Origin of the sequence: Dyadobacter chenhuakuii (assembly GCF_023821985.2) — a bacterium.
Classification (GTDB): domain Bacteria; phylum Bacteroidota; class Bacteroidia; order Cytophagales; family Spirosomataceae; genus Dyadobacter; species Dyadobacter chenhuakuii.
The window spans coordinates 4,522,501-4,547,483 of record NZ_CP098805.1 but is presented as its reverse complement, the minus strand read 5'-3'; the positions used below and the strand labels follow the sequence as shown (position 1 = coordinate 4,547,483).

Genomic DNA, 24,983 nt, shown 5'->3' with positions numbered 1-24,983 from the left:
AGCCGGCTTTTTTGTAATATTTCAAATTTACTCTACTTCAATAATCACGTCATCACTCATGGGATGACTTACGCAAGTGAGAATAAATCCTTCATTCAATTCTGCCTCTGAAAGTGCATCCTCTTCGTCCAAATGCACTTTTCCGGAAGTACATCTGCCCAAGCAAGCCGTGCACATGCCCGCCTGACACGAGTAAGGCAGGTCAATGTCCATACTCAATGCCGCTTCGAGCACTGTTTCATGCGGTTTTACAGGCAATTTGTATTCCGCGCCTTCATAGAATAATGTGATTTCGCGCGTTTTCAATGTATCGTCTTCATCTTCCAAAGTCACTTCGCCGGGTTGTGCAGCCGTGGCGGTCATGAAGCTTTCTTTCCGGATTTTGTTTTCCGGAACAGCCAAAATCGCCAATGCCCGATGCGCTTCCTCCATCATATCTTCTGGCCCGCAAAGAAAGAATTCGGCTTCGGCCTTATTCAATGTAGGCAGCTTTTCAACGATTTTGAGTAAATGACTTTTATTCAAACGCCCCTTCTCCCCTTCCCAACTTTCCGACGGCTGACTTAATGTATGCACCACTTTCAAACGCTCGCCATATTTGGCCTGTAATGCATCGAGCTTGTCCTTAAAAATAATGCTTTCCTCATTCCGGCTGCCGTAAATCAGGAAAACTTCACTTTCCGGCTCGACCATCAACACAGATTTGAGTATAGAAAATAATGGTGTCACACCGCTTCCGGCTCCTATAAACACAACCTGCCGAGTCTGGTCGTCACTTTGTTTGGGAAAAAATGCGCCCATCGGCTCCATTACTTCCAATGTATCGCCGACTTTAATCGTATCCAAAAGCAGATTAGAAGCATAACCACCGGGCACCCTTTTGATCGTGATGGCCAGGGAAACATCCGTATAAGGCGAGCTCGACATGGAATAGGAACGCCGGATTTTCTTATCATCAACCGGCAAAAGCAATGTCAAAAACTGCCCCGGTCTGTAAGCCACCACTTCATTCAGCGGATGCCAGAAATGCAGTGTTGAAGCCTCTTCAGTCTCCTTTTCTATTTCTTTAACCTTCAAAAAATAATACTTACTCATTATTCAAATGTTGCGATGAACGGCCGATCCCCTTGGTCCGGGAATACAAAAGCCTCACAGGTAACACCCATGAGGCTTTTATGATTTCAATTTATGTTATTTTAAAGTCGCTACGGCATCTTTAATGCGTTGCACCGCTTCTACAAGCGCTTCGTCAGCAGCCGCAGTTGAGATACGAATGCAATCCGGCGCACCAAATCCCGAACCTGCCACGGTCGACACGTAGGAGTTGTTAAGCAGCCAGTTAGAAAAATCGTCCGAGTTGTTGATCGTTGTCGTTCCGTCCGATTTTCCAAAATAGTAACTCACATCCGGGAATGCGTAAAACGCACCCTGCGGCATATTTACCTTAAATCCAGGAATTTCTCTCAGCAAACCAACAACTAAGTCGCGACGACGTGCATAAGCTTTTGTCATTTCAATTGAAGGCTCCATCGGACCATTGAAAGCAGCTGTTGCCGCTTTTTGAGCGATAGAATTGGTTCCCGAAGTAACCTGGCCCTGCAATTTTTCAACACCATCCGCGATCCATTTGGCAGCAGCCGTAAAGCCGATCCTCCATCCGGTCATGGCGTAACCTTTTGCCACACCATTCACCGTAATCACGCGTTCTTTCAAAGCAGGAATTGATCCCATGCTGAAATGTCCTTCGTCCGTGAAGTTGATATATTCGTAGATTTCGTCAGCCAGAACGTAAACGTCTTCGTGTTTTTCAATCACAGCTGCGATCTCTCTCAATTCTTTTTCTGAGTAAACTGCGCCGGTTGGATTGTTTGGCGAAGCATACATTACAACTCTAGTGCGTGGTGTAATCGCCGCTTCCAATTGTGCCGCCGTTACCTTGAAATCATTGTCAAAAGCACCATCGATAATCACCGATTTGCCCTCAGCCAATTTTACCATTTCCGAATAACTTACCCAGTAAGGCGCAAAAATTACAACCTCATCGCCTGGGTTGATCAAAACCTGGATCACATTAGCTAAAGAATGCTTCGCACCCGTAGAAACCACGATATTTTCAGGTTTCCAATCTATATTATTGTCGCGCTTTAACTTATCAGCAATGGCCTTTCGCAGATCAGGATAACCTGCAACGGGAGAATAACCATGAAAACCATCATCAATGGCCTTCTTAGCAGCCTCGCAAATGTGAGCGGGCGTCTTAAAATCGGGCTCTCCAACGCTCAGACTGATTACTTTGTGACCTTGTGCGGCCAATTCACGTGCCATTTTCGTCATCGCAAGCGTCGAAGATTCTTCGAGTGCGTTGATCCGGTCGGCCAATAACCGGGGTGCAACCTGGGTTTGCTCTGCTACTGCGGACATTGCAACAAATAATTTAGTTAAAGAAGGTACTGCGATCTGTATGAACAAATTGCCCGCAAAGGTACGTGTTTTTTAGAAGTTGTTTTGTGTAATGCAAAGAAAGATTTGTGAGAAGTAGCGGTGGGAATCAAATTAAATACCCAGCTCCGCCTTCACATCATTCAGTGAATGCCAGAATTTATTTTCCGACTTTACCTTTATTGCTCTTAGATAATCGGCGAGGTCTTCTATGCTGTCAAAATCAGCCAGCTCCTTTACCAAAGATTCGTATTTGTCAATCGGCAGGACTGCGAATTTTGGTTTGCCGGATTCTTCGATTATTTGTGCATGTAGGTTCATTCGTAAATATGTTTTCGGTGGCCTAAATCGATGACCTCGATAATTCTGAAAGCATCTTCTTTGTCAAAAAGCACACGATAGTCGCCTATTCTCAAACGAAAAACGGCTATTGGATGGCTATGAAGTCTTTTTACATTTCGGGTGGCATCCGGATTGATCGATAGCTCTTCCAGCTTTTCCAAGATTTTTGAGGCGTCGCTTTTCGGGATTGCCTTCAAGCTTTTGAGGGCATTGCTGGTAAAAATCAGTTTGTACATTGGAGTATAGTGTGCCTAGCTAAAATTAAGCATCGAATTCCAATTAGACAAACGAATGAGTGAATCAAAAAATTTAGATTAAAACACTTCACCCAAATTCACAAACAACCCCCGCGACCCTTTCATGCCGAACCCATAGTCAATCGCCACGTTAGCCCTTGATTTTTTGTTGACTTTGATTCTAAGTCCTACGCCGCCGCCGGGGGCGATTTTTGTGAAATTGTTGGCGGGCCAGTTGGAGACACTTTGAGCGTTGCCGAAGACTACGGCTCCCAGCAGGCCATTGCGCGTGAGGGACATGCGATATTCTGTTTCGAAATAGAGTAGCTTCGGACTTCGGAACCGGCCCTGTATGTAGCCGCGCCCCATGGCTGTGGCCGGGTCCCAGCCGGTGCTGGGGAGATCGAGGTAGGGAGCTTTTCCGCTTACTACTAGCCAGTTATAGTTCCAGAAAGCCAGTGTGTTTCTGCTGCCTTGCGGGAGGTTGAAGTATTTTCGGATATCTACAACCACTGAATTCCAGTTGCTGGTGCTGTTCAGCTTTTCCAGGCTGGATCGATATTGAATACTGGTGTAAAAGCCTTTTTCGGGATTGATGGAATTGGTGCGGTTATCATAGACCAAGGTGGCAACCGGGCCTGATGAAATGGATTTTGGCGTCAAGCCGTATTTAGTGACGTCGGCATTGGTGTCTTCCAACAGGATGTTCCAGCGGTAATCGTAGAAAAATCCGAGACCTGCATAGAATGATTCTGTGACCTTTTTCAAAACTGTTTGATGCAGCCTGATGTGCCTGTAATCAATCTGTGAGGCGTCTTTAATTTCACTGTTCGGGCCGAGTCCGTAAGTGTCCTGCGGATATTTGAAATAACGCCAGTCGGTGAGAATGTTCAGGTCGTTGTCCCGCGTCCAGATACTGGCTTGCAGCGGAATGGTGATTTGCTTGTATTGGGTGTAAATGAAATTAGCGGTAATACTCGATAAGCGCGTTTTATGCGGATCGCTGGAATAGAACGCGGAATTGACATTCATGGAACCGATCAGGCCCGAAGTTAATGTGTAGCCGAATGCAGGGACGATCGAGAACAAAACTTTTCCCGTTTTTAAAACCGTATCCACCTTAACCGAGTCCTGGCGATGCTTTTTCCGCAATCCTTTCAGCACATCAATAATGTCCTTTTGCAGAACGATTTTTTCAACAGAGTCGGCCTTAGCGACGGGCTGGTCGTCAGGAATTTGCATAGGCCGGCCATACATTTCCACACCTGTGAGCGACAGACAGAACAATAGCAGCCATATGCGTAGAGAATTGCGTTTCAATTTATTTATGGGGGTAACATTTATATTAAAACAATACATACCAAAATGATACCCAAGCAAAAAGCCACCGATTCGCAAGGAATCAGTGGCTTTTTGTAAACAACTATAAGTGAATTAGGCCAATGCTGCTTTCAGATTTTCATCGATTGCATCAAGGAATTCTTCTGTATAAAGATAATGCTCGCCGTGTTTCACGTCATTTCCGTGAATGTTTACAGCAAGGTCTTTCGTCATTTTACCGCTTTCAACCGTTTCGATACACACTTTTTCAAGGGCAAGGCTGAAATCGATCAATGGCTGGTTGTCGTCAAGCTTTCCACGGAATGCCAAACCACGCGTCCATGCAAAAATCGATGCGATTGGATTTGTCGAAGTCGGTTTTCCTTTCTGGTGCTCGCGGTAGTGACGTGTTACCGTTCCGTGCGCTGCTTCTGCTTCCATTGTTTTGCCATCCGGTGTTACCAACACAGAAGTCATCAAACCAAGTGAACCAAAACCTTGCGCAACTGTATCTGACTGAACATCACCATCATAGTTTTTACAAGCCCAAACAAAGTTACCTTCCCATTTCAATGCAGAAGCCACCATGTCGTCGATCAGACGGTGCTCATAATGCACTTTTCCTGCATAATCGCTTTCGTAAACTTCCTGGAAAATATCCTTGAAGCGACCGTCGTATTTTTTAAGGATTGTATTTTTTGTAGAAAGGTAAAGTGGCCATCCTTTGTCCAATGCAACATTAAAACAAGCATAAGCAAATCCACGGATCGACTCGTCAATGTTGTACATTCCCATCGCAACGCCCGGCCCTTTGAACTGATACACTTCGTGCTCGATCACATTGCCATCTTCGCCTTCAAACTTAATGGTAAGCTTTCCTTTTCCAGGAACAACAAAATCCGTTGCTTTATATTGATCTCCAAACGCGTGACGACCGACGATAATCGGTGCAGACCAGTTTGTTACCAAACGAGGCACATTGCTCATTACGATCGGCTCGCGGAAAACCGTTCCATCCAGGATGTTACGGATTGTTCCGTTCGGCGACTTCCACATTTGCTTCAAATTGAACTCCTTAACGCGGTCTTCGTCAGGTGTAATCGTTGCGCATTTGATACCAACACCATATTCTTTAATCGCATTAGCGGCATCTATGGTCACCTGGTCATTGGTTTCGTCGCGGTATTCCACGCCCAAATCGTAATATTTGATATCCAGATCCAGATATGGTAGAATAAGTTTTTCCTTAATAAATTTCCAGATAATTCTGGTCATTTCGTCTCCGTCAAGCTCCACTACGGGATTTGCAACTTTAATTTTGCTCATGTCTTGTTTATAAACTATGGTTAAAGAATTTAAAATGCGAGCGTGAAAGTACAAACAATAGCGTAAAAAGGCGAAAAAAGGAGAACATTGTTAGGCGGTTAACTTTGAATGCATTCCGCTAAATTTCGATATTGCCAGGTGCAAAAAAACCAACAAATGATGGACAAAGCCGCGTTGCGTAAAGATTTCCTTTCCAAAAGAATGTCGCTGACGGAAGATGACATTTTGGTCAAAAATAATCTGATCTGCCAGAATCTGTTTGCAGCACTTACATTACAAGGACCGGAAACGATTCATCTTTTTTTGCCCCAAATCATTAAAAATGAGATTAATACCTGGCAGATAGTCAATCAATTACAAGCTTCATTTTCTCAAATCCGGATCGTTGCGCCTTACGTCATTCCGGGCACCAAGGAAATGGAACATTATCTTTTGGATAAAAACACAAAGCTGATCACAAATCCATGGGGCATTCCGGAGCCGGATCCTGCGACTTCCATACGCGTCAATGCTGAGGAAATTGATCGGGTTTACATTCCGCTGCTGGCTTTCGACGAGCGGGGTTACCGGGTGGGTTATGGCGGCGGTTATTATGACCGTTTTCTGGCTAAATGTCGTCCTGACATTGTTAAAACAGGCCTTTCCTTTTTTGAGCCGGTTTCTAAAATCGATGACATTGATCCTTACGACATGCCGATGAATGCCAGCATAACGCCTGAAAAAATCTGGACTTGGTAACTGATTTTCGTTTTCGTGGCTGAAATTCAGCGCATAAAATGTAAAAATCCACATTCATTCTAAATTTCCTCGTAAATTTGCGGCACTTTTCAATTGCTCAGGCAGCTGAAAGGGATCAAATTTCTATCCACTTTTTATCTTAATGCTAGAATGAAAATCGCAGTAGTAGGCGCTACCGGTTTGGTAGGCGGCGAAATCCTCAAAGTGCTCGAAGAGCGTAATTTCCCGGTGACGGAATTATTAGCCGTTGCATCAGAAAGATCTGTTGGTAAGGAAGTTACATTCAAGGGTAAACAGATAAAGGTGATCGGATTTGAGGACGCGATTGCAGCCAAACCTGAAATAGCGATATTTTCGGCTGGTGGCAGCACGTCATTAGAGCTTGCACCAAGATTCGCAGAGGCGGGAATTACAGTTATCGATAATTCCTCAGCATGGAGAATGGACCCGACCAAAAAACTGGTTGTTCCTGAAATCAATGCAGGCGAATTGACCAAAGAAGACAAAATTATTGCAAACCCAAACTGCTCAACCATTCAAATGGTGGTGGTTTTGAATCCTTTGCACCAAAAATATAAGATCAAACGCGTGGTGGTTTCTACTTACCAGTCTGTAACGGGAACGGGTAAGGCGGCCGTTGATCAGCTTTTCTCGGAGCGCGCCGGCGATCACAGCCGCGGAAAAGTATATCCGCACCAGATCGACCTGAATGTATTGCCGCATATCGACGTGTTTTTGGATAACGGCTATACAAAGGAAGAAATGAAAATGACCAACGAAACGAAGAAAATCATGGGCGACGACAGCATTGCAGTAACTGCAACAACGGTTCGTATCCCAACGATCGGTGGTCACTCTGAGGCGGTTAACATTGAATTTGAAAATGAATTTGATCTGGATGAAGTGCGTCAGATCCTGAGCGAGGCGGAAGGCGTGATTTTGCAGGATGATCCTAAAAACGCGCTTTATCCAATGCCATTAACAGCACACGGCAAGGACGAAACATTCGTAGGCCGCATCCGCCGCGACGAATCTCAGCCTAAAACATTGAACCTGTGGATTGTAGCAGATAACCTTCGCAAAGGAGCAGCGACTAACACGGTTCAGATTGCGGAGTTTTTAGCCAAGCATGATTTGGTAGGCGTTGCGCAGGCTGTTTAAGTTTAGAACAAAATAAGAGAGAAAGAAAGGAGCTGCTGAAAGGCGGCTTCTTTTTTGCCCCTAAATCCCCTAAAGGGGACTTTGCAGTTTACTAGTAAGAAGCAAGCCCCTTTAGGGGTTTGGGGCCAAGCACCATGTTATCGATCCACTTCTCCCATTACCACGTCAATAGACCCGATCACGGCCACCAGGTCCGCTAGTAACGACCCTTTTGTAATTTCTCCGATCACAGAAAGGTTGTGAAAACAGCATGACCTGGCCCTGCAACGAAACGGAACGTCGGAACGGCCGTCGGAACGGAAAAAGAAGCCTAGCTCGCCTTTCGGACTTTCGCCACGGACGTAGAAATCCATTGCCTTGGGGCGGATTTTCTTGGGAACGACGGCCTGCGGATCGAAATCGCGGGTTCGCTTGTAGTCTCCCGTAAGTTGTTCGAGGCTTTGCTCTATTAACTTCACTGATTCCCAGCATTCTATCACACGCACCCACGTCCGGTCCCAGCAATCACCGGTTGTGCCCATGGCGCCTGTGCCGATGGGTATCTCAAAATCCAGCTCGGGATAAACGGAATAGCCGTCTACTTTTCTCAAATCGTAACGCAATCCGGAACCGCGGAGCATTGGGCCCGTGCAGCCGTAATTAATGGCAACCGGCAAGGGCAATACGCCCACATTTGCTGTGCGCTGGATGAAAATTTTGTTATCAACCACAAGCTGCTGCAACTCCGTCAGCTTGGGTTTCAGATATTTTACAAATTCAAGGCAGCGTTCTTCAAAACCCACAGGCAAATCGTAAAACAAGCCTCCGATCCAAATGTAATTATAAAGCATTCTCGCGCCGCAGGTCCATTCGAGCAAGCGGAGGATCTGCTCGCGGTCGCGCATCATCCACAAGAAAGGCGTATAAGCGCCAATGTCCATGGCATAAGTGCCCAGCGCGACGAAATGGGAAGCCAGCCGGTTGAGCTCTGCAACCACTACGCGGATGTATTCAATGCGTTTTGGAATATCATTTTCAATGCCGAGCATTCTTTCCACGCCCATCACATAAGCATGTTCAGAATTCATTGACGCCACATAATCCAAGCGATCCACATAAGGAATAACCTGGTTAAATGGCAGTGATTCTGCGTGCTTTTCGAAGCACCGGTGCAGGTAACCCAAATGTGGGACTACATCTACGATTATTTCCCCGTCCGTAACCACTTCCAAACGTAAGACACCGTGAGTACTAGGATGTTGCGGACCCATATTCAACACCATTTCTTCTTTACGAAGCATTTCGGAGTTGTATTTTGTTGGGCCTGAAACCGATAAATACTCAGGTTTATACTCGTATTGAATTGTATTACTCATATGCTAAAATCTCACAAGCTTCTGATCATGGACTTCCACTTTTAACGGCCCGATCGGGCGTCCTTCGTTATGCAACCGGTCCACTGCCGTAACATAGTATATGTATCTTTTTCCTGCCTCGGCAGTCATGTCTACATATTTTTCACCCTCATAACACATGCCTATGATGCGTCGCGGGTCATGCGCCGTGGCCTTTTCTTCGGGGCCAAAGCGGTAAATGACATAGTACCAAGCCAAATCCCCGTCTGATGCGGGCTCAGGGCGTTCCCAGGTTAGTTCGAGTCCTTTGGACAGCAATGTTGCTTTTAAACTTCTTGGAGACAATGGGGCAATGCGGTCTTTCCAGGGCATTGTAGGAACCAGCGAGGGGTAACGGAAAAAATCCTGGCGGAGTGAATCAACAAAGCCAAGACTGTTCCCTTTCAGCGAACGCGAACTGAAAAAAATCGCCCCATCCGTCTCGCTTTCCCGCAAGTACCGGACCTGATTAGGGATTTCCAATGGATTAGACCAATGTTTATCTCTATCCCTATAACCTACGCGGTAAGCGCCCATTCCTATATATAAATGTCTTTCGTATGAATTTTCGGTCCACCAATCAACCAGGTTCTTGTATGGAACACGTGAAAATCCAGACGAGAAATAAACCTGCGGTGCAATGTAATCGATCCACCCTTCCTTGATCCAGCGCCTGCTATCGGCAAAAAGGTCGTCATAGGAAGCCAATGCACCAAAAGTTTTGGAACCTTCCGCATCACGGTCTTTATTTCTCCAAACCCCGAAAGGACTGATCCCGAATTTAAGTTTCGGCTTAACCGCTGCCAGGCCGTCATGAATTTGTTTTACCAATAAGTCAATGTTGTGTCTTCTCCAATCCGCCTTATTGGCAAATCCTGCGCCGTACTTTTGGTATGTTGCCTCATCCTGGATAACCTGACCGGGAGCCGCATAGGGATAGAAATAATCATCAAAGTGAATGCCATCGACATCATAATTTTTGGCCACATTCACTGTCATATCCGTGATAAACTGCCTTACCTCCGGAATGCCGAAATTGAATAGCTTGTATCCATCATAACTGAGGATCCATTCGGGATGTATTTTGCTGACATTATCGGCCGAAACGCTGGTGGAAGACTTATGCACCAAGCGGTTTAAATTTAGCCACGCATGAAATTCAAGGCCGCGCTTATGCGCCTCTGTAACCATATAATCCAACGGGTCCCACATCGGGTAAGGCTGCCTCCCCTGCCGGCCGGTAAGCCATTCCGACCAGGGTTCAGGACTTTTGGCATAAAATGCATCACCCGCCGCGCGCACTTGCACGAAAACGGCATTCATTCCCACTCTTTTATGAAAATCAAGAAGAGTGGAAAACTCCTGTTGCTGTTGCTCTGGTATAAGATTTTTGCTGCTTGGCCAGTCTATATTATCAACAGTAGCGATCCATACTGCCCTGAATTCCCTTTTTGGAGGCAAAATTTCTTCAGTATCGGTAGTTTGGGCAATACAACTTTCCATTATAAACAGAAGCAATGTAAAGGAAAGCGCAACTATTTTAATTTTTTTCACTATCTAACCAATGCAAAATGTTAATCCAATCAAAGTAACGTAATTTGGAACAAAGTTAGCCGAGAACCGTCTTAAATTCATGTCATGACGGTTTCATTTGGCTTGATTCAAAGTAAGATTGCTATAAGGCGTATTCTTGACTTTGTTATATTTCTGGCGTCCAGGCGCAGATTCGACTTTGTTTAAGGACAAAGAAACAAACCATAGATTGTTGTAATTGTGAATAATTTTTCTGCATATTTATTGTGTAATTACAAGGATTTTTGTGACATAAAGAAAACAACAAGCTTTGCAAATGCAGCTAGTAACGTTTAAACCTACATCCCGTATTGGAACCATTTGTCAAAACCACTAAGAAAAACGTCCTGTTTGAAGTTGCATGGGAGGTTTGTAACCAAGTTGGAGGAATTTATACTGTAATACGGACCAAGGTCCCTGCAATGGTAGAAAGGTGGGAAGACAACTACTTCTTGCTAGGCCCATATTTTGAGAAAAAAGCGTCATCCGAATTTGAAATAATCAGTGATCTGGAGGATTCTCCGGCAGGCCGCGTTGTGAAGCGTATGCGCGACATGGGTTACAATGTATTTTATGGCTATTGGCTCGTAACGGGCAAGCCGCGCGTCATTCTGTTTGATCTGGACAGCATCATGCATGAGCTGGACACCATCAAATTCAACCTTTGGGAACGCAGCAGGATTCCAACCATTAATGTGGAACACCTGGTGAATCAAACCCTTTGTTTTGGAGAATTCGTTAGGCTTTTTCTGAAAGAATATGCCGAAGAGAATGCAAAACGCGAGGAAATTTTTGCGCAGTTCCATGAGTGGATGGCCAGCAGCGGATTGCCTGACCTGAAAAGGGATAATGTTAAGATAGCAACCACTTTTACGACCCATGCCACTATGCTGGGCCGTTATCTTGCGCAGAATGTCAGCGGGTTTTACAGCAAGCTGCCCTTTTTCGATTGGGAACAGGAAGCGAAAAATTACGGGATCCTGGCGCAATGTTCGGTTGAACGGCAGGCAGCATTAAGTGCCCATGTATTAACAACGGTAAGTGATGTTACTGCCCGTGAATGCGAAGTTTTCCTGGACCGCATGCCCGATCTGGTGACACCTAATGGACTGAATGTGCAGCGTTTCCAGGCAGTTCATGAATTTCAAAACCTGCATTTAAAGCATAAAGAACGTATTCACGAGTTTGTTCTGGGACATTTCTTCCCGAGCTATTCATTTGATTTAGATAAAACACTTTACTTCTTCACTTCGGGCCGTTACGAATACAGTAACAAGGGTTATGACCTTACCTTGGAAGCATTGGCCCGGCTGAACTGGAAGATGGTCCAGGCGAATATGGATATGACGGTTGTCATGTTTATTGTGACCAAACAGCCTTACTATTCTGTGAATCCGGATGTGCTGCAATCGAGGGCGGTGTTAAATGAGTTGCAGGAAACTTGTACAGCCATCGAGAAAGAAGTAGGAGAAAAGCTTTTCCTGGCAGCAGCTTCTGGCGCTGACCATAAAATGCCGGATCTGAATAATTTCGTAGATGAATATTGGAGATTAAGGCTCAGAAGAACGATTCAAACTTGGAAAACGGATAAGTTACCTGCCTTTGTAACGCACGATCTGAAAGAGGAAGATGGCATTACTGAGTTTTGCAAGACAGCAAATCTTGTCAACAATGAGCGGGATAGGGTTAAAATCGTTTATCACCCTGATTTCATTTCCTCAACAAACCCACTTTTCGGACTTGATTACGGGCAATTTGTTCGTGGCTGTCACTTAGGCGTGTTCCCAAGTTATTATGAACCATGGGGTTATACACCATTGGAATGTGTAGTTAGAGGTGTTCCGACCGTAACAAGTGATCTTTCCGGTTTCGGGGATTACATTATGCAAATCATGCGGGATTACGAAAACCGCGGCATTTACGTCATCAACCGAAAGTCCCAGACATTCACCCAAGCCGCCGACCAGCTCGCCGACATTCTCTTCAAATTCGTAAGAATGCAACGCCGCGACCGCATCATGCAAAGAAACCGCGTAGAAAACATCTCAGATGTATTCGACTGGATGAACCTGCGGTCTTATTATGACACCGCGCATGATCTTGCAGCGAAGCGGAGAAAGCCTTGATCAGATAAAGAATTAAATGAAGCCCATTTCAAATGTTAAATTTGAGTGGGCTTTTTTTGTGAGTAAGTTTACCCATAAACAATATACAATCGGAATAGAATGAACTACATCGAAGTTGACCTTAAAATTGACGCGGATTTTGTTGAAATATTGATGGCGGAGTTGGGGGAGGTGGGATTTGAGTCTTTTGTGGAGACGGAGGAGGGGCTTTTGGCTTATATTCAGGAAAATGATTTTGATGCGCAAAACTTGCAGGATCTTACTGCCAAATACCTGGAATTAACGACAATAGCGGCCACGTGGAAATCGTTAGAAAGAAGAAATTGGAATGAGGAGTGGGAAAAAAGCTACGAGCCAATAGAAGTTGGTGACCAGATCCGGGTGAGGGCCACCTTTCACGAGCCGGACCCTGCATTTAAATATGATTTGCTGATCCAACCGAAAATGTCTTTTGGCACCGGACATCACGAAACCACGTGGCTCGTCATGAACGAGCAGCTGAGTTTGCCGCACCAGGGAATATCGGTCATGGATGTGGGTTGCGGAACAGGGATCCTGTCCATTCTGGCTGCAAAATTAGGCGCAGCGCAGTTGTTGGGGTTTGATATCGACGAATGGGCTGTTGAGAATACAAAAGAGAATTTTTTAATGAATAATCTGGCTGCCGAGGCCGGGGTTTTCCAGGGAACAATCACAGAAGTGCCGGAAGGACAAATGTTTGGCGGGATATTGGCCAACATTAACCGGAACATTCTATTAAGCGAAATCCCTGCTTACGTAAAACATTTACAGCCCGGCGGCTGGCTGGTTACCAGCGGATTTTATGAAACGGATCAGGCTGATATTGAGCAATGTGCATTGGAAAACGGTTTGACAAAAATCAATTCCAACACGCGCAATCAATGGGCCTGTGTTGTATTTAAAAGTTGAAACAAAACCAATGAGGATACTTCGTACTGCTTTACTTTTCTGCATTCTGGCATTAGCGGGTCAAACTGCGTCTGCGCAAAACCTGAAACTTTCGGATGATCCGGGACAGTTTATGGTGCAATTGCGCAAGCTCATGGACGGCAGCCGCAACCCGCAATACATCCGCTCCGCCGCGCAGCTAGACAGCGTGTGGATGTCGGCGCTGAATACTTCCCAGCAGACGAAGTTTATCAACATTGTCAAAACACAGATTTCCAAAGGGCAAAAAGCCGGGCCGGTTATGTTCCTGCTGATCCGGAATACGCATGCATTTGCCAGACAATCGCCCGAAAACCTGGAAGGGTTTCTGGATCTGGCAACCAGCTCGGGGCAGCAATATGATGGTAAAACATTGCAGAAAGTGCTGGAAACGGTCAGGACGGTAAATGAAACCAAGAAGCTTTACGCGGCTAATTACAATTCGCTTTACCTTTTAGAAGGAAGTTATAAATATCGTTTCGACACCACGAATGCGGTTGCAGCCAACGTCGAGGCCAATGTGGCTGCTGCCAATGACAGCTGGGACACGCCTGTTGACTCCAACTTTGTAATCACACCCAAATCCAATCCCCTGCCCGTTATTTCGGGAGCACTGCTCGATTTGCAGAATGCAACGTTCGCCATGGTTACTGCTGGCGATTCGGTTGTTTTCGGTCCGGCAAACGGCAGCGTTTCTTTGAAAGATGGGATTTTTGTAGGTAAAAATGGCAAGTTCAACTGGCAGGCAGGCGGTGATTCATCGATTTACGCCGATCTGGACAGTTATTCCTTCAACATTACGCAACCCAAACTGGTCGCGGAAAATGTAACATTGCACAGTGATTCACAACTGGCTGCGCCTATCAAAGGAACATTAGAATATCGTGGTGTTAAGAAAATAAAAGGCCAGCCTGCTGCCTATCCGCGTTTTGTATCCAACGGCATCGACGCCCGCTTGAAGGAAACGCGTAAAAACATTGACTACAAAGGCGGTTTCGCGCTGATCGGGACGGAAATGTACAGCTCTTCCCTCAGCGATCTTCCCTCGACGATTAAGGTAAAATACAAAGATAAGCTCGCTTTCACAGCACAAAGCAAGAAGTTCATGCTCAAAGATTCGGTCATAGCAGCCTCCTTTGCAACTTATTCCATGCCGCTTGGCAGCGATTCCCTCTTTCATCCGGGCGTGACATTCAAATACAATGATGACGAAGGGTTGGTAAAACTGGGCCGCGTGGAACGGACAGATTATGCGCCGCTTCCATATAAAGACACTTATCACAAAATGAATATCTGGTCGCAGGCGATGCGGTGGCGGTTTCCGAATGATAAGGTAGAATTCTTTCGCATTAACGGCAAGCAAGTTGCGCCTGTGAAGCTGGAATCGCTGGATTATTTCAAAAAGGAGCGTTTCAAGGACATTAGCAAGGAATATGGCTTCCAGCCGCTGATTATGGCGGCGAATTATACACAGACTGAGAAAAAACAAGCTTTCCTATCCGACGATCTGGCCAGGAAATTCAAGCAGAAGCCGGAAATCATGCGCAACACATTGCAGCGGCTGACACTTGAAGAATATTTCGTTTACAATAAGGCAACGGACGAATTTGCATTAAGCAAAAAAGGAATTCTGTTTGTGCTGGCGAACCTGGATAAGGCTGATTATGACAACTTCCAGGTCACTTCTCAATTTACGGCCAATGACGAAACGGCGAACGCTACGATTTACCTGCCCGACACCATGTTAACCGTTATGGGCGTTTCGCGTTTTGTTGTGAGTGATTCTTTAAAAATTTATGCGGTTCCGCAGGACAAAAAACTGATCATTGGCAAAAACAGGAATTTCACATTAAATGGTCAAATGGTTGCCTCCAATTACCAGTTCAGAGGGCAGAACATTAAGTTCGACTACAACCAGTTTTTTGTAAATGTGGCGCCTTCGGACTCCATTACATTCACGCCGCGTGACAAATTTGCGAAGGGCCAGAAAGGCGAAGTAGGCGGTCACGTGAAATATGAAAAGGGTGGAACATTCTATTTGAGTGATCCAAAAAACAAATCAGGACTGCAAAAAGGCGTCAAAAAGTCGCCTCGACTGGTGGTTGAGGATGGAATGATGGTTTATTTCGATCAGCCTGAGCGGGGAACTGTCGTTTACCCGAGAGAAGTCAATTTCAAGATCCCAAAGATCGATATGGGTGGTCTGGATGAGCGTGACGTGATTTTTGAGGGAACATTCAATGCAAACGGCATTATCCCAAACATTCAAACGGTCCTGAAAAGCATGCCCGACAACTCGCTTGGCTTCGAATATAAGCCGCCGGTGACGGACATGAAATTATATGACGGAAAAGCGCTGGCCAGGTTTACGGACACGCTGACAATGGACAACAAGGGTCTGCATTCCAAAGCAATTTTGAAATACATGTCGGCCTCGATGACAGCCAAAAATGTTCTGCTAACCGCCGATTCATTAATGGCCTCCGGTGAAGTAGCCAGCATTAAGGAAGCGACCATTGGCAAAGGCTATTTCCCTGCCGTTCAGTTGAAGGATTATGCATTGAAATGGTATCCCAATGCAGACAGCATGTTTATCAACACCCAGGGTAAATCCTTCTCATTTTATAATGGAACTACGAGCCTGGAAGGCGGGCTGCTGTTGCGCTCGACGGGTTTGTATGGAAACGGAAAGCTGAAAAGGGCCGATTCTGAGCTGTCTTCGCCCGACATTAAATTTAATAAAGACGGCTATCTGGCTAATCGCTCTGAATTTGCAATTAATAGTGTTGATCAAAAATCAACAAAGAAGCTGCTTACGGGGAAGAATGTGAATATTGATTTCAATTTCAAAACCGGCATCGCCAACTTCCTGACCGACGAAACGGGCTTCGGCACTGATTCCTCAGGGATGGAAATTCCAACGGCTTCATACAAAACACTGATCGGCAGCGCGAAGTGGGATATGGCTAAGAAAACAATCCTGATGAAAGGATTTGGCGAAACCTCTTCGTACACATCGATGGACCCGGATCAGGAAGGGCTGACATTCAATGGTTCTGAGGCCATTTATGACGTTGAAAAAGTAACTTTGAACATTAAGGGCGTTCCTTTTATTCAAACTGCGGATGTGAAGATCATCCCGGACGGTGGGTTGGTAAGCGTGGATAGCAAAGGGAAAATTGCTCCTTTGAAGAAAGCACGCATTGAAATTGATACATTAAACACCTCGCACAGAATGCGCGACGCGGACATCCGCATCGATTCCCGCAACCATTTCGAAGGATCTGCCACATATCAATACATTACGGCCCGGAAAGACACATTCAATATCAAGATGCAGAATTTTGAGTTGAGGGAAATCGGCGCGGCGGAAGAAGGAAAGAAAAAACGTGCTGATAACCAGGCTCCCGCTGCTGTCAAATACTACACAACTGCGCGTGCAGACATTAAGGAAACGGAAAACCTGCTTTTATCGCCCCGCATTCAATATAAGGGAGGCATTAACTTGATCGCGTACGAGCCGTCGTTGCAACTGGACGGGTTTGTAAAGCCTGTTATTAAATTCAGAAAGGATTTTCAGAGCTCGTGGATTGTCTACAAAGATGCGCCCGGCGAGACTGTGGGTATCAAAATTGACAAAGACCTGAAAAACGAGCATGACATTCCACTTTCGGTAGGCTTGCATTATAATGAAGCAAAAGGCATGTATATGTCGTTCCTTTCGCCCAAGGATTCGGATGGCGATGAGGACATTTACTCTGCTCAGGGTGCCTTGAATTATGATGAGGATGAAAAAGCATTCAAAGTAATGCCGCCTCCGGGCGCCGATGGGCTTATTGATGAAGCCAATGCATTGCGTTTTGATGATAAAACCGGCCTGGCAACATTCTCCGGCCCTTTGAAACTGACCGGCGCGACCTGGCTGCAAGCCGTAGGAACGGGTGAAGCACAGGTAGATAGCGCCCGGTTCTCGTTCAATACAATGCTGTTAATGAAACTCCCGGCACTGGAACCGATCTCGCAACCCTTAGCTGCCAAAATCGTCGAAGTTAACCTGGAAGAGCAAAACAGCACGGCCGCTGATGATGATGCGGAGCAACTGAATAATAAGCTTTCCGCATTAATAGGCCCGAAAGCAACAGATGCTTATGCCAAACTCACTGCGGCAGGTTACAAGCCGCTTTTTGAGGCCTCCCCGGCGCTGGACGTGCCTATGCTTTTGTCCAATGTGAACTTGAACTGGTCCGCTTCACATGGGGCATATTATTCGCAGGGGCCGATTGGCGTGGCGAATTTGGGTAGAAACAACATTAATGCGCAAATGGAAGGGGTCCTGGAAATCAGGCGGTCTGTGGATGGGGATGAATTTAGTTTGTATTTGCAGGCGTCTCCGGATGTGTGGTATTATTTTGACTATAAACTTGGCGAGTTAGGGGTGGTTTCGTCACAGGTTGACTTCAATGATCAGATTACAGCGAAGTCAAAAAATGTGAAATCGAAGGATATGTCGCTGGTGTCGATCGGGTCTGAGGAGAAGGATACATTTGTAAACCGCTTCGATGATTTTTACCAGCCAGCGATCAAGAAAGCCAAGTTAGCGGCTAAAACAGCGAAGAAGAAAGTGGTTCCGGCAGAGGTTAAAAAGAAGAAGGTGGAACCTACCGAAGGATTTTGATGTCTTTGTAGAAGTGGCAATAGTTAATGCTACAAATTGAAAAAATGCTTGTATAATGTTAGTTTTGTATCCTTTTTGCTTGTAAAATCCCCTCGCTATCGTATTTTTGGACAAAACATTTCAACGTTTAAAATTTTCTGCGAATAGTACAATATGAGTATTGCCTTATTAATAACTACGATTATCGCTGCCTATTTGTTGGGATCAATCCCGAGTTCAGTTTGGTACGGAATAGGATATTTTGGAATTGATGTAAGAAAACATGGCAGCGGAAATGCCGGCGCGACAAACACTTTCCGGATTTTGGGAAAACGCGCAGGGACGGTTGTAATGCTGATTGATGTATTGAAAGGTTGGACAGCAACATGCCTCGCTTCGATGCTGTTTTATATGAATGCGATCGGCGAAACCGAGCTTTTGATGTACAAGATCATTTTTGGGATCATCGCTATCATCGGTCATATTTTCCCGGTTTTTGTAAAATTTAAAGGCGGTAAGGGAATTGCTACATTGCTTGGTATGGTGCTCGCTATTCAGCCGGAACTTGCTTCTGTTTGCATCGCGATTTTCATTCTGACATTACTGGCTTCTCAATATGTTTCGTTAAGCTCTATTCTGGCGACGCTTGCGTTTCCGGTGCTTTCCTGGCTGGGCGTTTTTGGCCATCCAGAGCCGTTGCTGATCGTTTTTGGATTTACAATGTTTGTGCTGGTTGTTTTTACACACAAAAAGAACATTGTAAGGCTTATGAATGGCAATGAAAACAGGGTAAGTCTTTTTGCAAAATCAAAAGCGAACAACGGTCGCTAACAGATATAATTTCAAAAAACAGCCTCTAAGGATCGACCTTAGGGGCTATTTTTTTATCTTGCCCGGCCGTTCAGCGGCACATTAAACCACTAACTTCTGACCTGATGCTTGATTATATTGATAAAAACCGCGACCGATTTTTAAATGAGCTTCTGGATCTGCTGAGGATCCCATCTGTAAGCGCCGATTCCAAATTTAAGCCAGACATGCTTAAAGCAGCCGAATTCGTGCGTGATCGGATTGCAGAGGCTGGCGCGGATCGTGTTGAAATTTACGAGACGGCTGGCCATCCGGTTGTTTACGGCGAAAAGATCATTGATCCAGCGCTTCCTACGGTGCTGATTTACGGACATTATGACGTCCAGCCAGCTGATCCATATGAGCTTTGGAATTCCCCGCCATTTGAGCCGGTGATTAAAAATGAGCGCATTTATGCAAGAGGTTCCTGCGATGATAAGGGCCAGTTTTATATGCACATTAAGGCATTGGAAACCATGCTGGCAACCGATAACCTGACTTGTAATGTAAAAATTATGATCGAAGGTGAAGAAGAAATTGGCTCTTCGAATCTTGGATCATTTGTCAGCGCACATAAGGAAATGCTGAAATGCGACACCATCCTGATTTCCGACACAAGCATTATCGCCAATGATGTGCCTTCCATTGAAACCGGCCTGCGCGGACTGACTTACGTAGAAGTGGAAGTCGTAGGGGCCAACCGTGACTTACATTCGGGCGTTTACGGCGGCGGCGTTGCTAACCCCATCAATGTGCTTTGCGAAATGATTGCGTCGCTTAAAGATGAAAACGGCCACATTACCATTCCGGGCTTTTACGACAATGTGGAAGAGCTCACCACCGAAGAACGGGCAGCATTAAACGCAGCGCCATTTGATCTGGAAGAATACAAAAAGGATCTCCATATCGACGACATTATGGGCGAGGCTGGTTACTCGACCATTGAAAGAACTTCCGTGCGGCCAACATTGGATGTGAACGGAATCTGGGGCGGCTATATCGGCGAAGGTGCGAAAACCGTGCTTCCATCGAAGGCAAATGCAAAAATCTCCATGCGCCTGGTTCCTAACCAAACGGACGATGAAATCCTTGCACTATTTACCAGACATTTCGAATCAATCGCGCCAGCATCTGTAAAAGTAAAGGTCTCTCCACATCACGGCGGCCTGCCTTATGTCACGCCAACCGATTCTGTGGAATATAAGGCTGCTGAAATGGCAATGGAAGAATCTTTTGGCAAGAAACCAATTCCAACCCGCGGCGGTGGAAGCATTCCTATTGTTGCATTATTTGAGCAGGAGCTGGGCTGTAAAAGCATTCTCATGGGCTTTGGACTAGATATTGATGCTTTGCATTCTCCTAACGAGAGTTATGGGCTATTCAATTATTACAAAGGCATCGAAACGATTCCGCTGTTTTTTAAACATTATGCGGAGTTGAAAGCTGTAAAGGCATAAAAAAACCTGGCAAGCTTAGAACTTGCCAGGTTTATCGTAGTTTCTGTAATGACATAGTAATAAGTTCTTAGCGCTTCCTTCGCTGGTCGCGCTTCATCTTTTTAAGATTAGCAATGGCCGCCTTGGCTTCTTTATCCTGACTGGTTTTCTTATCAGCTTTGTCAGCCGCCAGCTTGTAGTAGCGCAGCGCTTCGTCGTAATCTTTTTTAATCTCTGCTATTTTACCCAGTCCAATCAGCGATGAAACGTAGTAACCGGCATTCATTGAGTTGGTTTGAGTGGAATAGTCAATGGCTTTCTGATAATATTTGGACGCCGCGTCATAATTTTTGTGATACGTCATGTTATAATAAGCAAGCACATAAGCAGCATTGCGGCCACTCACGCCTTCATATCCCGGCATTCCGCTGCTTATTTTATCAATAATGTTCTGCGCAGCCTTTTCGGCTTCGGCCATTTTGCCTGTTACAAATGCGGTCCGGCAAAAATAACGCTCGAAATACGGATTGTTGGGATAGGTCTGCCACATGTATTTCGCCATTTCATATGCTTTGCTGTACTCATTCTCCATGCTGTAAATCTGCAAGAGAAAGTAACGGGCTTCCACACGCGTGTAAAATGCATTGTTTCCTACTTTTTCCAATTGCTGTTCACCGAGCTTCTTGTTGCCCTTTGGAAATAGCGACATGATGGGCTTTAAAATCGGATATTCTTTCGGGACCCATTCCGCATAATAATTGTAAAGACCGTCGCCAAAGAGCAATTCCGGCGTCAGATCGCCATTTCCTTTGCATTGTTCAAAGTATTTCAAAGACTTCTTGCCAGCAAAAGCCGCTTTTGTCCAGCTTTCTCTTTCGGCATACAACCGTCCTTTGAATGCATAAGCCGCAGCCAGGAAGAATGCAGGCTCTACTTTATTTTTCTCTTTATCATAAAGGACTTCCGCCAGGTTAATGGTGGAATCCATTTGTGCCAGAAAAGCCTTGTCATGCGATTCATTTTCCGTATTCGGCACGATTTTCCACCATTCGGCAAGTCCCATCAGAAAGTGCGGCATAGGATGCTTTGGATAGCGATATTTCAGCCAGCGGAATTCAGTGTCCGCTTCCGCAAATTTGTAATTATAAAGCATATTAATCGCCTCTGTGGACTCAATCTGAACGCTGGGATTTTTCAGGATCATATCGTAATTCTTGTCCAGTTCGGCCGAAGAATACAATTGAGCAGAGGCAAATTGAATGGAAAATGCAGTTAAGAAACAGTATGTGGCTATATGTTTGACTAGGCTTTTCATATCAGGGGTAAATCTCCCTAATTAACGCGGGAATTTTATTTTACGTTTGCCACAGGCCGGGTTTTTGAAAAAAGAGTTAATATTGATCCTCAGACCGTTCCGCAGTTTCTGACAAACCATTTTTAAGTTATCCATCACCTGTAAGGGTTTTTGGTAAAATCGACACCTCTTAATATGATCAATATTCTTGATAAAAAATTCGTCCCTCTTATTACCACGGAAGCTATCGAAACACGCATTACTGCGCTTGCAAAAGAGATCTCTACGGATTACAAAGGCCGCTGCCCGCTTTTTATTGTTGTACTGAATGGCGCTTTCCTTTTTGCAAGTGAATTGGTTAAAAGAATTCCCCTATCCTGTGAAATTACATTTATTAGGCTGGCCTCTTACTCACAAACGCAATCCAGCGGCTCTGTGCGGGAAATTATAGGTCTAAATGACAGTATTGAGGGCCGGGACATTATCATTATTGAGGACATTGTAGACACGGGATTGACAATGGCGCAATTGCTGCGGCAGATCAATGAACTTTCGCCTGCGTCCGTCGCCATTGCTACATTACTGCATAAACCCGAAGCACTGAAAACACCTGTCGACATCCGTTATACGGGTTTTAACATTGATAATAAATTTGTGGTGGGTTATGGGCTCGATTATGACGGCATGGGCCGCAATCTGGATGCTATTTACGTTTTAGCCTGATTTAAGATTACATTATGAACATACAATTTTTCGGAGCCGCAAGAACCGTAACTGGTAGCAAACACCTGATCACTACTGAAAAAGGGACTAAAATATTACTGGATTGCGGGCTGTTTCAGGGCATCCAGACCGACGAGCTGAATGAGAAATTCGGCTTCAAGTCATCCGAGGTGGATTACCTGATTTTATCTCACGCTCACATTGATCACTCCGGATTGATTCCACGGCTGGTTAAGCAAGGTTTTTCCGGCCCTATTTATTGTACAGCTGCCACGGTAGACCTTTGCAGGGTTATGCTGTTGGATAGCGCGCATATTCAGGAAAAAGATTTGGAGCGGATTAATCGGCGAAGGGAAAAACAAGGCCGCCCGTTGCTGGATGAGCTTTATAACACCGAAGATGCCGTTCATGCACTAAGCTTGTTTAAAAGTGTGCAATATGGCCAGACATTCTATCTGGGAGAAGATAAAGAAGTTGCAGTTGTATTAACGGATGCCGCACATTTGCTGGGCAGCGCCGCGGTTCATATGACCATTCCCGACGCAGGTACACATAAGCAGGTAACCTTCACCGGTGATATTGGACGTCCAGAAGACAGAATTCTCCGTAAACCCGACGTTTTCCCGCAAGCAGATTTTATTATATGCGAATCAACCTACGGCGACCGCCTACACGAGAAGCAGACAGACATGCAGGGCCATCTTTTAGAGATCGTTCATGAGACTTGCGTCGTAAGGAAAGGCAAACTGATCATTCCCGCATTCGCCATAGACCGCACCCAGGAGCTAATATATGCATTAGACCAACTATCGAGCTCAGGAAAATTACCGCAGATCCCGGTCTACATCGACAGTCCCCTGGCAATCCGTGCCACTAAGATTATGAAGGAGCACGACGAATGCTTCAATCCGGAAATTCTGGCTTACATTGAAAAAGACGGCGATGCATTTGCTTTCCCTTATCTGAAATACATTTCTGACGTCAATGAGTCCATTGCGCTAAACGACAGGGACGAACCGTGCATCATCATTTCAGCATCAGGAATGGCCGAAGCAGGGCGGATTAAGCATCATATCAAAAACAACATCGGGGATACCCGGTCAACCATTCTATTGGTTGGCTACGCATCTGGCAATACACTCGCAGGAGCGCTGAAAAGAGGCGACAAGCAGGTGAATATATTTGGTGAGCAATTTGAGGTTAAATGCCAGGTAAAATCCATGGAGTCCTTTTCAGGGCATGGCGATTACAATGAAATGCTTGACTTCCTTTCTTGCCAAACACCCGAGCGGGTTAAGAAAGTGTTTCTGGTTCACGGGGAATATGAAACCCAAATTGCTTTCAAGTTGAAGCTGCAAGCGGCAGGATTTAAAGATATTTTGATTCCAGCTCAGTTCGAGAATATCAAACTATAAAAGTTTCTATTTTTTAGCTGCTTCCAGCTGGTTAAAAAGAAAACATTACTATTTTTGCCAACCAGTTTTTTATGCCGAAGTGGTGAAATTGGTAGACACGCACGTTTCAGAGGCGTGTGGGGGTTGCCCTGTGTGGGTTCGAGTCCCATCTTCGGCACAACATTAGGACCTCAATAAGCTAGGTGATAGCGAGTTGAGGTTTTTTTGTGTCTGACAAAAAGAGTAGGGCTCGTTTGGCCATGTCCTAGTCAACTTCTTAGACCTCAAAGCAAAAAAAGACGATCCTTTTGAGATGGTCTTAGTCACATTTCGGGATTCCCTCAATCACAAAAAAAGACCATCCTTATGAGATGGTCTTTGAGTGGTATTGTGGCGGCTACCTACTTTACCAGGTTTGATCCAAGTATCATCGGCGGTTCTGGGCTTAACTTCTCTGTTCGGGATGGGAAGAGGTGAACACCAGGCCAATAGCCACCAACAAGGTCTTTGTTGGTCTTTCAGTGATATCGGTTATGGCAAGAGGTGAAGCGAATCGTCGCACCGTCCAGGCCAATAGCCACCAACAAGGTCTTTGTTGGCTTTTATCACTCAACAATATCTTTGAGTAATCAATGTCATATTGGAAGTAGAAGAGATCAAAAAGTGTTAAGATGTTAATGTGCAAGCTCTTGGGTAATTAGTACTGCTCAGCTGAATGTATTTCTACACGTACACCTGCAGCCTATCAACGTCGTAGTCTACAACGACCCTTATGTGGAAGATTCATCTTCGGGCTAGTTTCGCACTTAGATGCTTTCAGCGCTTATCTATTCCCCACATAGCTACCCGGCCATGCCACTGGCGTGACAACCGGTTCACCAGCGGTGGGTCCACCTCGGTCCTCTCGTACTAAAGGCAGCCCCCGTCAATCTTCCTACGCCCACCACAGATAGGGACCGAACTGTCTCACGACGTTCTGAACCCAGCTCGCGTGCCACTTTAATCGGCGAACAGCCGAACCCTTGGGACCTTCTCCAGCCCCAGGATGTGAC

General features: G+C 45.4%; 18 protein-coding genes, 1 tRNA gene and 2 rRNA genes (1 of these 21 running past the window's edge). 10 read left to right on the top strand and 11 right to left on the bottom strand.

What is annotated here, in order from left to right; all coding sequences use genetic code 11:
* Positions 1 to 27 precede the first annotated feature (27 nt).
* From NFI80_RS18895 to NFI80_RS18870, 6 genes are all read right to left on the bottom strand, one after another.
* A complete protein-coding gene (locus NFI80_RS18895) occupies positions 28 to 1,095 on the bottom strand; it encodes a ferredoxin--NADP reductase (RefSeq protein ID WP_235165785.1) in 1,068 nt (355 codons plus the stop codon).
* A 96-nt stretch (positions 1,096 to 1,191) separates the two neighbouring features.
* Positions 1,192 to 2,421 carry a pyridoxal phosphate-dependent aminotransferase gene (locus NFI80_RS18890; protein ID WP_235165783.1) on the bottom strand — a complete coding sequence of 410 codons (1,230 nt, stop codon included), beginning with the start codon at positions 2,419 to 2,421 and terminating at the stop codon, positions 1,192 to 1,194.
* Between the two features lie 132 nt (positions 2,422 to 2,553).
* Complete coding sequence (locus NFI80_RS18885; protein ID WP_235165781.1) at positions 2,554 to 2,760, bottom strand: type II toxin-antitoxin system Phd/YefM family antitoxin; 207 nt, start codon at positions 2,758 to 2,760, stop codon at positions 2,554 to 2,556.
* The gene (locus tag NFI80_RS18880) at positions 2,757 to 3,017 is read right to left on the bottom strand and encodes a type II toxin-antitoxin system RelE family toxin (protein WP_235165779.1); all 261 of its coding nucleotides are present in this window, start codon (positions 3,015 to 3,017) and stop codon (positions 2,757 to 2,759) included. Before NFI80_RS18880 ends, NFI80_RS18885 begins: the two co-directional genes overlap by 4 nt.
* Positions 3,018 to 3,095: 78 nt before the next feature.
* Complete coding sequence (locus NFI80_RS18875; protein WP_235165778.1) at positions 3,096 to 4,337, bottom strand: BamA/TamA family outer membrane protein; 1,242 nt, start codon at positions 4,335 to 4,337, stop codon at positions 3,096 to 3,098.
* Between the two features lie 114 nt (positions 4,338 to 4,451).
* Complete coding sequence (locus NFI80_RS18870; RefSeq protein WP_026631906.1) at positions 4,452 to 5,663, bottom strand: NADP-dependent isocitrate dehydrogenase; 1,212 nt, start codon at positions 5,661 to 5,663, stop codon at positions 4,452 to 4,454.
* A 156-nt stretch (positions 5,664 to 5,819) separates the two neighbouring features.
* Here NFI80_RS18870 and NFI80_RS18865 point away from each other — a divergent pair, with 156 nt between their 5' ends.
* Entirely contained in the window at positions 5,820 to 6,401 is a 582-nt protein-coding gene (locus tag NFI80_RS18865; RefSeq protein ID WP_235165776.1) for a 5-formyltetrahydrofolate cyclo-ligase, read from the top strand.
* A 150-nt stretch (positions 6,402 to 6,551) separates the two neighbouring features.
* Positions 6,552 to 7,562, top strand: coding sequence for an aspartate-semialdehyde dehydrogenase (locus tag NFI80_RS18860; RefSeq protein WP_233799189.1), 1,011 nt, complete (start codon positions 6,552 to 6,554; stop codon positions 7,560 to 7,562).
* 137 nt (positions 7,563 to 7,699) lie between these two features.
* Here NFI80_RS18860 and NFI80_RS18855 read toward each other — a convergent pair whose 3' ends face one another.
* Together NFI80_RS18855 and NFI80_RS18850 are read right to left on the bottom strand one after the other, a co-directional pair.
* Positions 7,700 to 8,917, bottom strand: a complete 1,218-nt coding sequence (locus tag NFI80_RS18855) for an NADH-quinone oxidoreductase subunit D (RefSeq protein WP_235165775.1) — start codon at positions 8,915 to 8,917, stop codon at positions 7,700 to 7,702.
* 3 nt (positions 8,918 to 8,920) lie between these two features.
* On the bottom strand, positions 8,921 to 10,438 hold the full coding sequence (locus NFI80_RS18850) for a glycoside hydrolase family 10-like protein (protein WP_235165774.1): 1,518 nt from the start codon (positions 10,436 to 10,438) through the stop codon (positions 8,921 to 8,923).
* A gap of 380 nt (positions 10,439 to 10,818) precedes the next feature.
* Between NFI80_RS18850 and NFI80_RS18845 the strand changes: the two genes are divergently transcribed.
* The 5 genes from NFI80_RS18845 (at position 10,819) to NFI80_RS18825 (ending at position 20,541) form a co-directional block, all read left to right on the top strand.
* On the top strand, positions 10,819 to 12,633 hold the full coding sequence (locus NFI80_RS18845; protein ID WP_235165773.1) for a glycosyltransferase family protein: 1,815 nt from the start codon (positions 10,819 to 10,821) through the stop codon (positions 12,631 to 12,633).
* Positions 12,634 to 12,732: 99 nt separating this feature from the next.
* On the top strand, positions 12,733 to 13,563 hold the full coding sequence (prmA, locus tag NFI80_RS18840) for a 50S ribosomal protein L11 methyltransferase (protein ID WP_235165771.1): 831 nt from the start codon (positions 12,733 to 12,735) through the stop codon (positions 13,561 to 13,563).
* 10 nt (positions 13,564 to 13,573) lie between these two features.
* The gene (locus NFI80_RS18835) at positions 13,574 to 18,256 is read left to right on the top strand and encodes a hypothetical protein (RefSeq protein WP_235165769.1); all 4,683 of its coding nucleotides are present in this window, start codon (positions 13,574 to 13,576) and stop codon (positions 18,254 to 18,256) included.
* A gap of 153 nt (positions 18,257 to 18,409) precedes the next feature.
* A complete protein-coding gene (plsY, locus tag NFI80_RS18830; RefSeq protein ID WP_026631898.1) occupies positions 18,410 to 19,066 on the top strand; it encodes a glycerol-3-phosphate 1-O-acyltransferase PlsY in 657 nt (218 codons plus the stop codon).
* Positions 19,067 to 19,170: 104 nt separating this feature from the next.
* On the top strand, positions 19,171 to 20,541 hold the full coding sequence (locus NFI80_RS18825; RefSeq protein ID WP_235165767.1) for a dipeptidase: 1,371 nt from the start codon (positions 19,171 to 19,173) through the stop codon (positions 20,539 to 20,541).
* Positions 20,542 to 20,608: 67 nt separating this feature from the next.
* On the opposite strand, the gene NFI80_RS18820 is transcribed toward NFI80_RS18825, so the two are convergent.
* Positions 20,609 to 21,835, bottom strand: a complete 1,227-nt coding sequence (locus tag NFI80_RS18820; RefSeq protein WP_235165765.1) for a tetratricopeptide repeat protein — start codon at positions 21,833 to 21,835, stop codon at positions 20,609 to 20,611.
* Positions 21,836 to 22,009: 174 nt separating this feature from the next.
* Between NFI80_RS18820 and hpt the strand changes: the two genes are divergently transcribed.
* The 3 genes from hpt (at position 22,010) to NFI80_RS18805 (ending at position 24,109) form a co-directional block, all read left to right on the top strand.
* Positions 22,010 to 22,537 (top strand): hypoxanthine phosphoribosyltransferase, encoded by a 528-nt coding sequence (gene hpt, locus NFI80_RS18815; protein WP_235165763.1) that lies wholly within the window; start codon positions 22,010 to 22,012, stop codon positions 22,535 to 22,537.
* A gap of 14 nt (positions 22,538 to 22,551) precedes the next feature.
* The gene (locus NFI80_RS18810) at positions 22,552 to 23,952 is read left to right on the top strand and encodes an MBL fold metallo-hydrolase RNA specificity domain-containing protein (RefSeq protein WP_235165761.1); all 1,401 of its coding nucleotides are present in this window, start codon (positions 22,552 to 22,554) and stop codon (positions 23,950 to 23,952) included.
* A 73-nt stretch (positions 23,953 to 24,025) separates the two neighbouring features.
* A tRNA-Leu gene (locus NFI80_RS18805) sits at positions 24,026 to 24,109 on the top strand.
* Between the two features lie 210 nt (positions 24,110 to 24,319).
* Here the strand turns inward: NFI80_RS18805 and rrf are convergent.
* Both rrf and NFI80_RS18795 read right to left on the bottom strand, forming a co-directional pair.
* Positions 24,320 to 24,431: ribosomal RNA gene (gene rrf / locus NFI80_RS18800) — 5S ribosomal RNA — on the bottom strand.
* Between the two features lie 177 nt (positions 24,432 to 24,608).
* Positions 24,609 to 24,983 (bottom strand): 23S ribosomal RNA (locus tag NFI80_RS18795) (it continues 2,447 nt past the right edge of the window).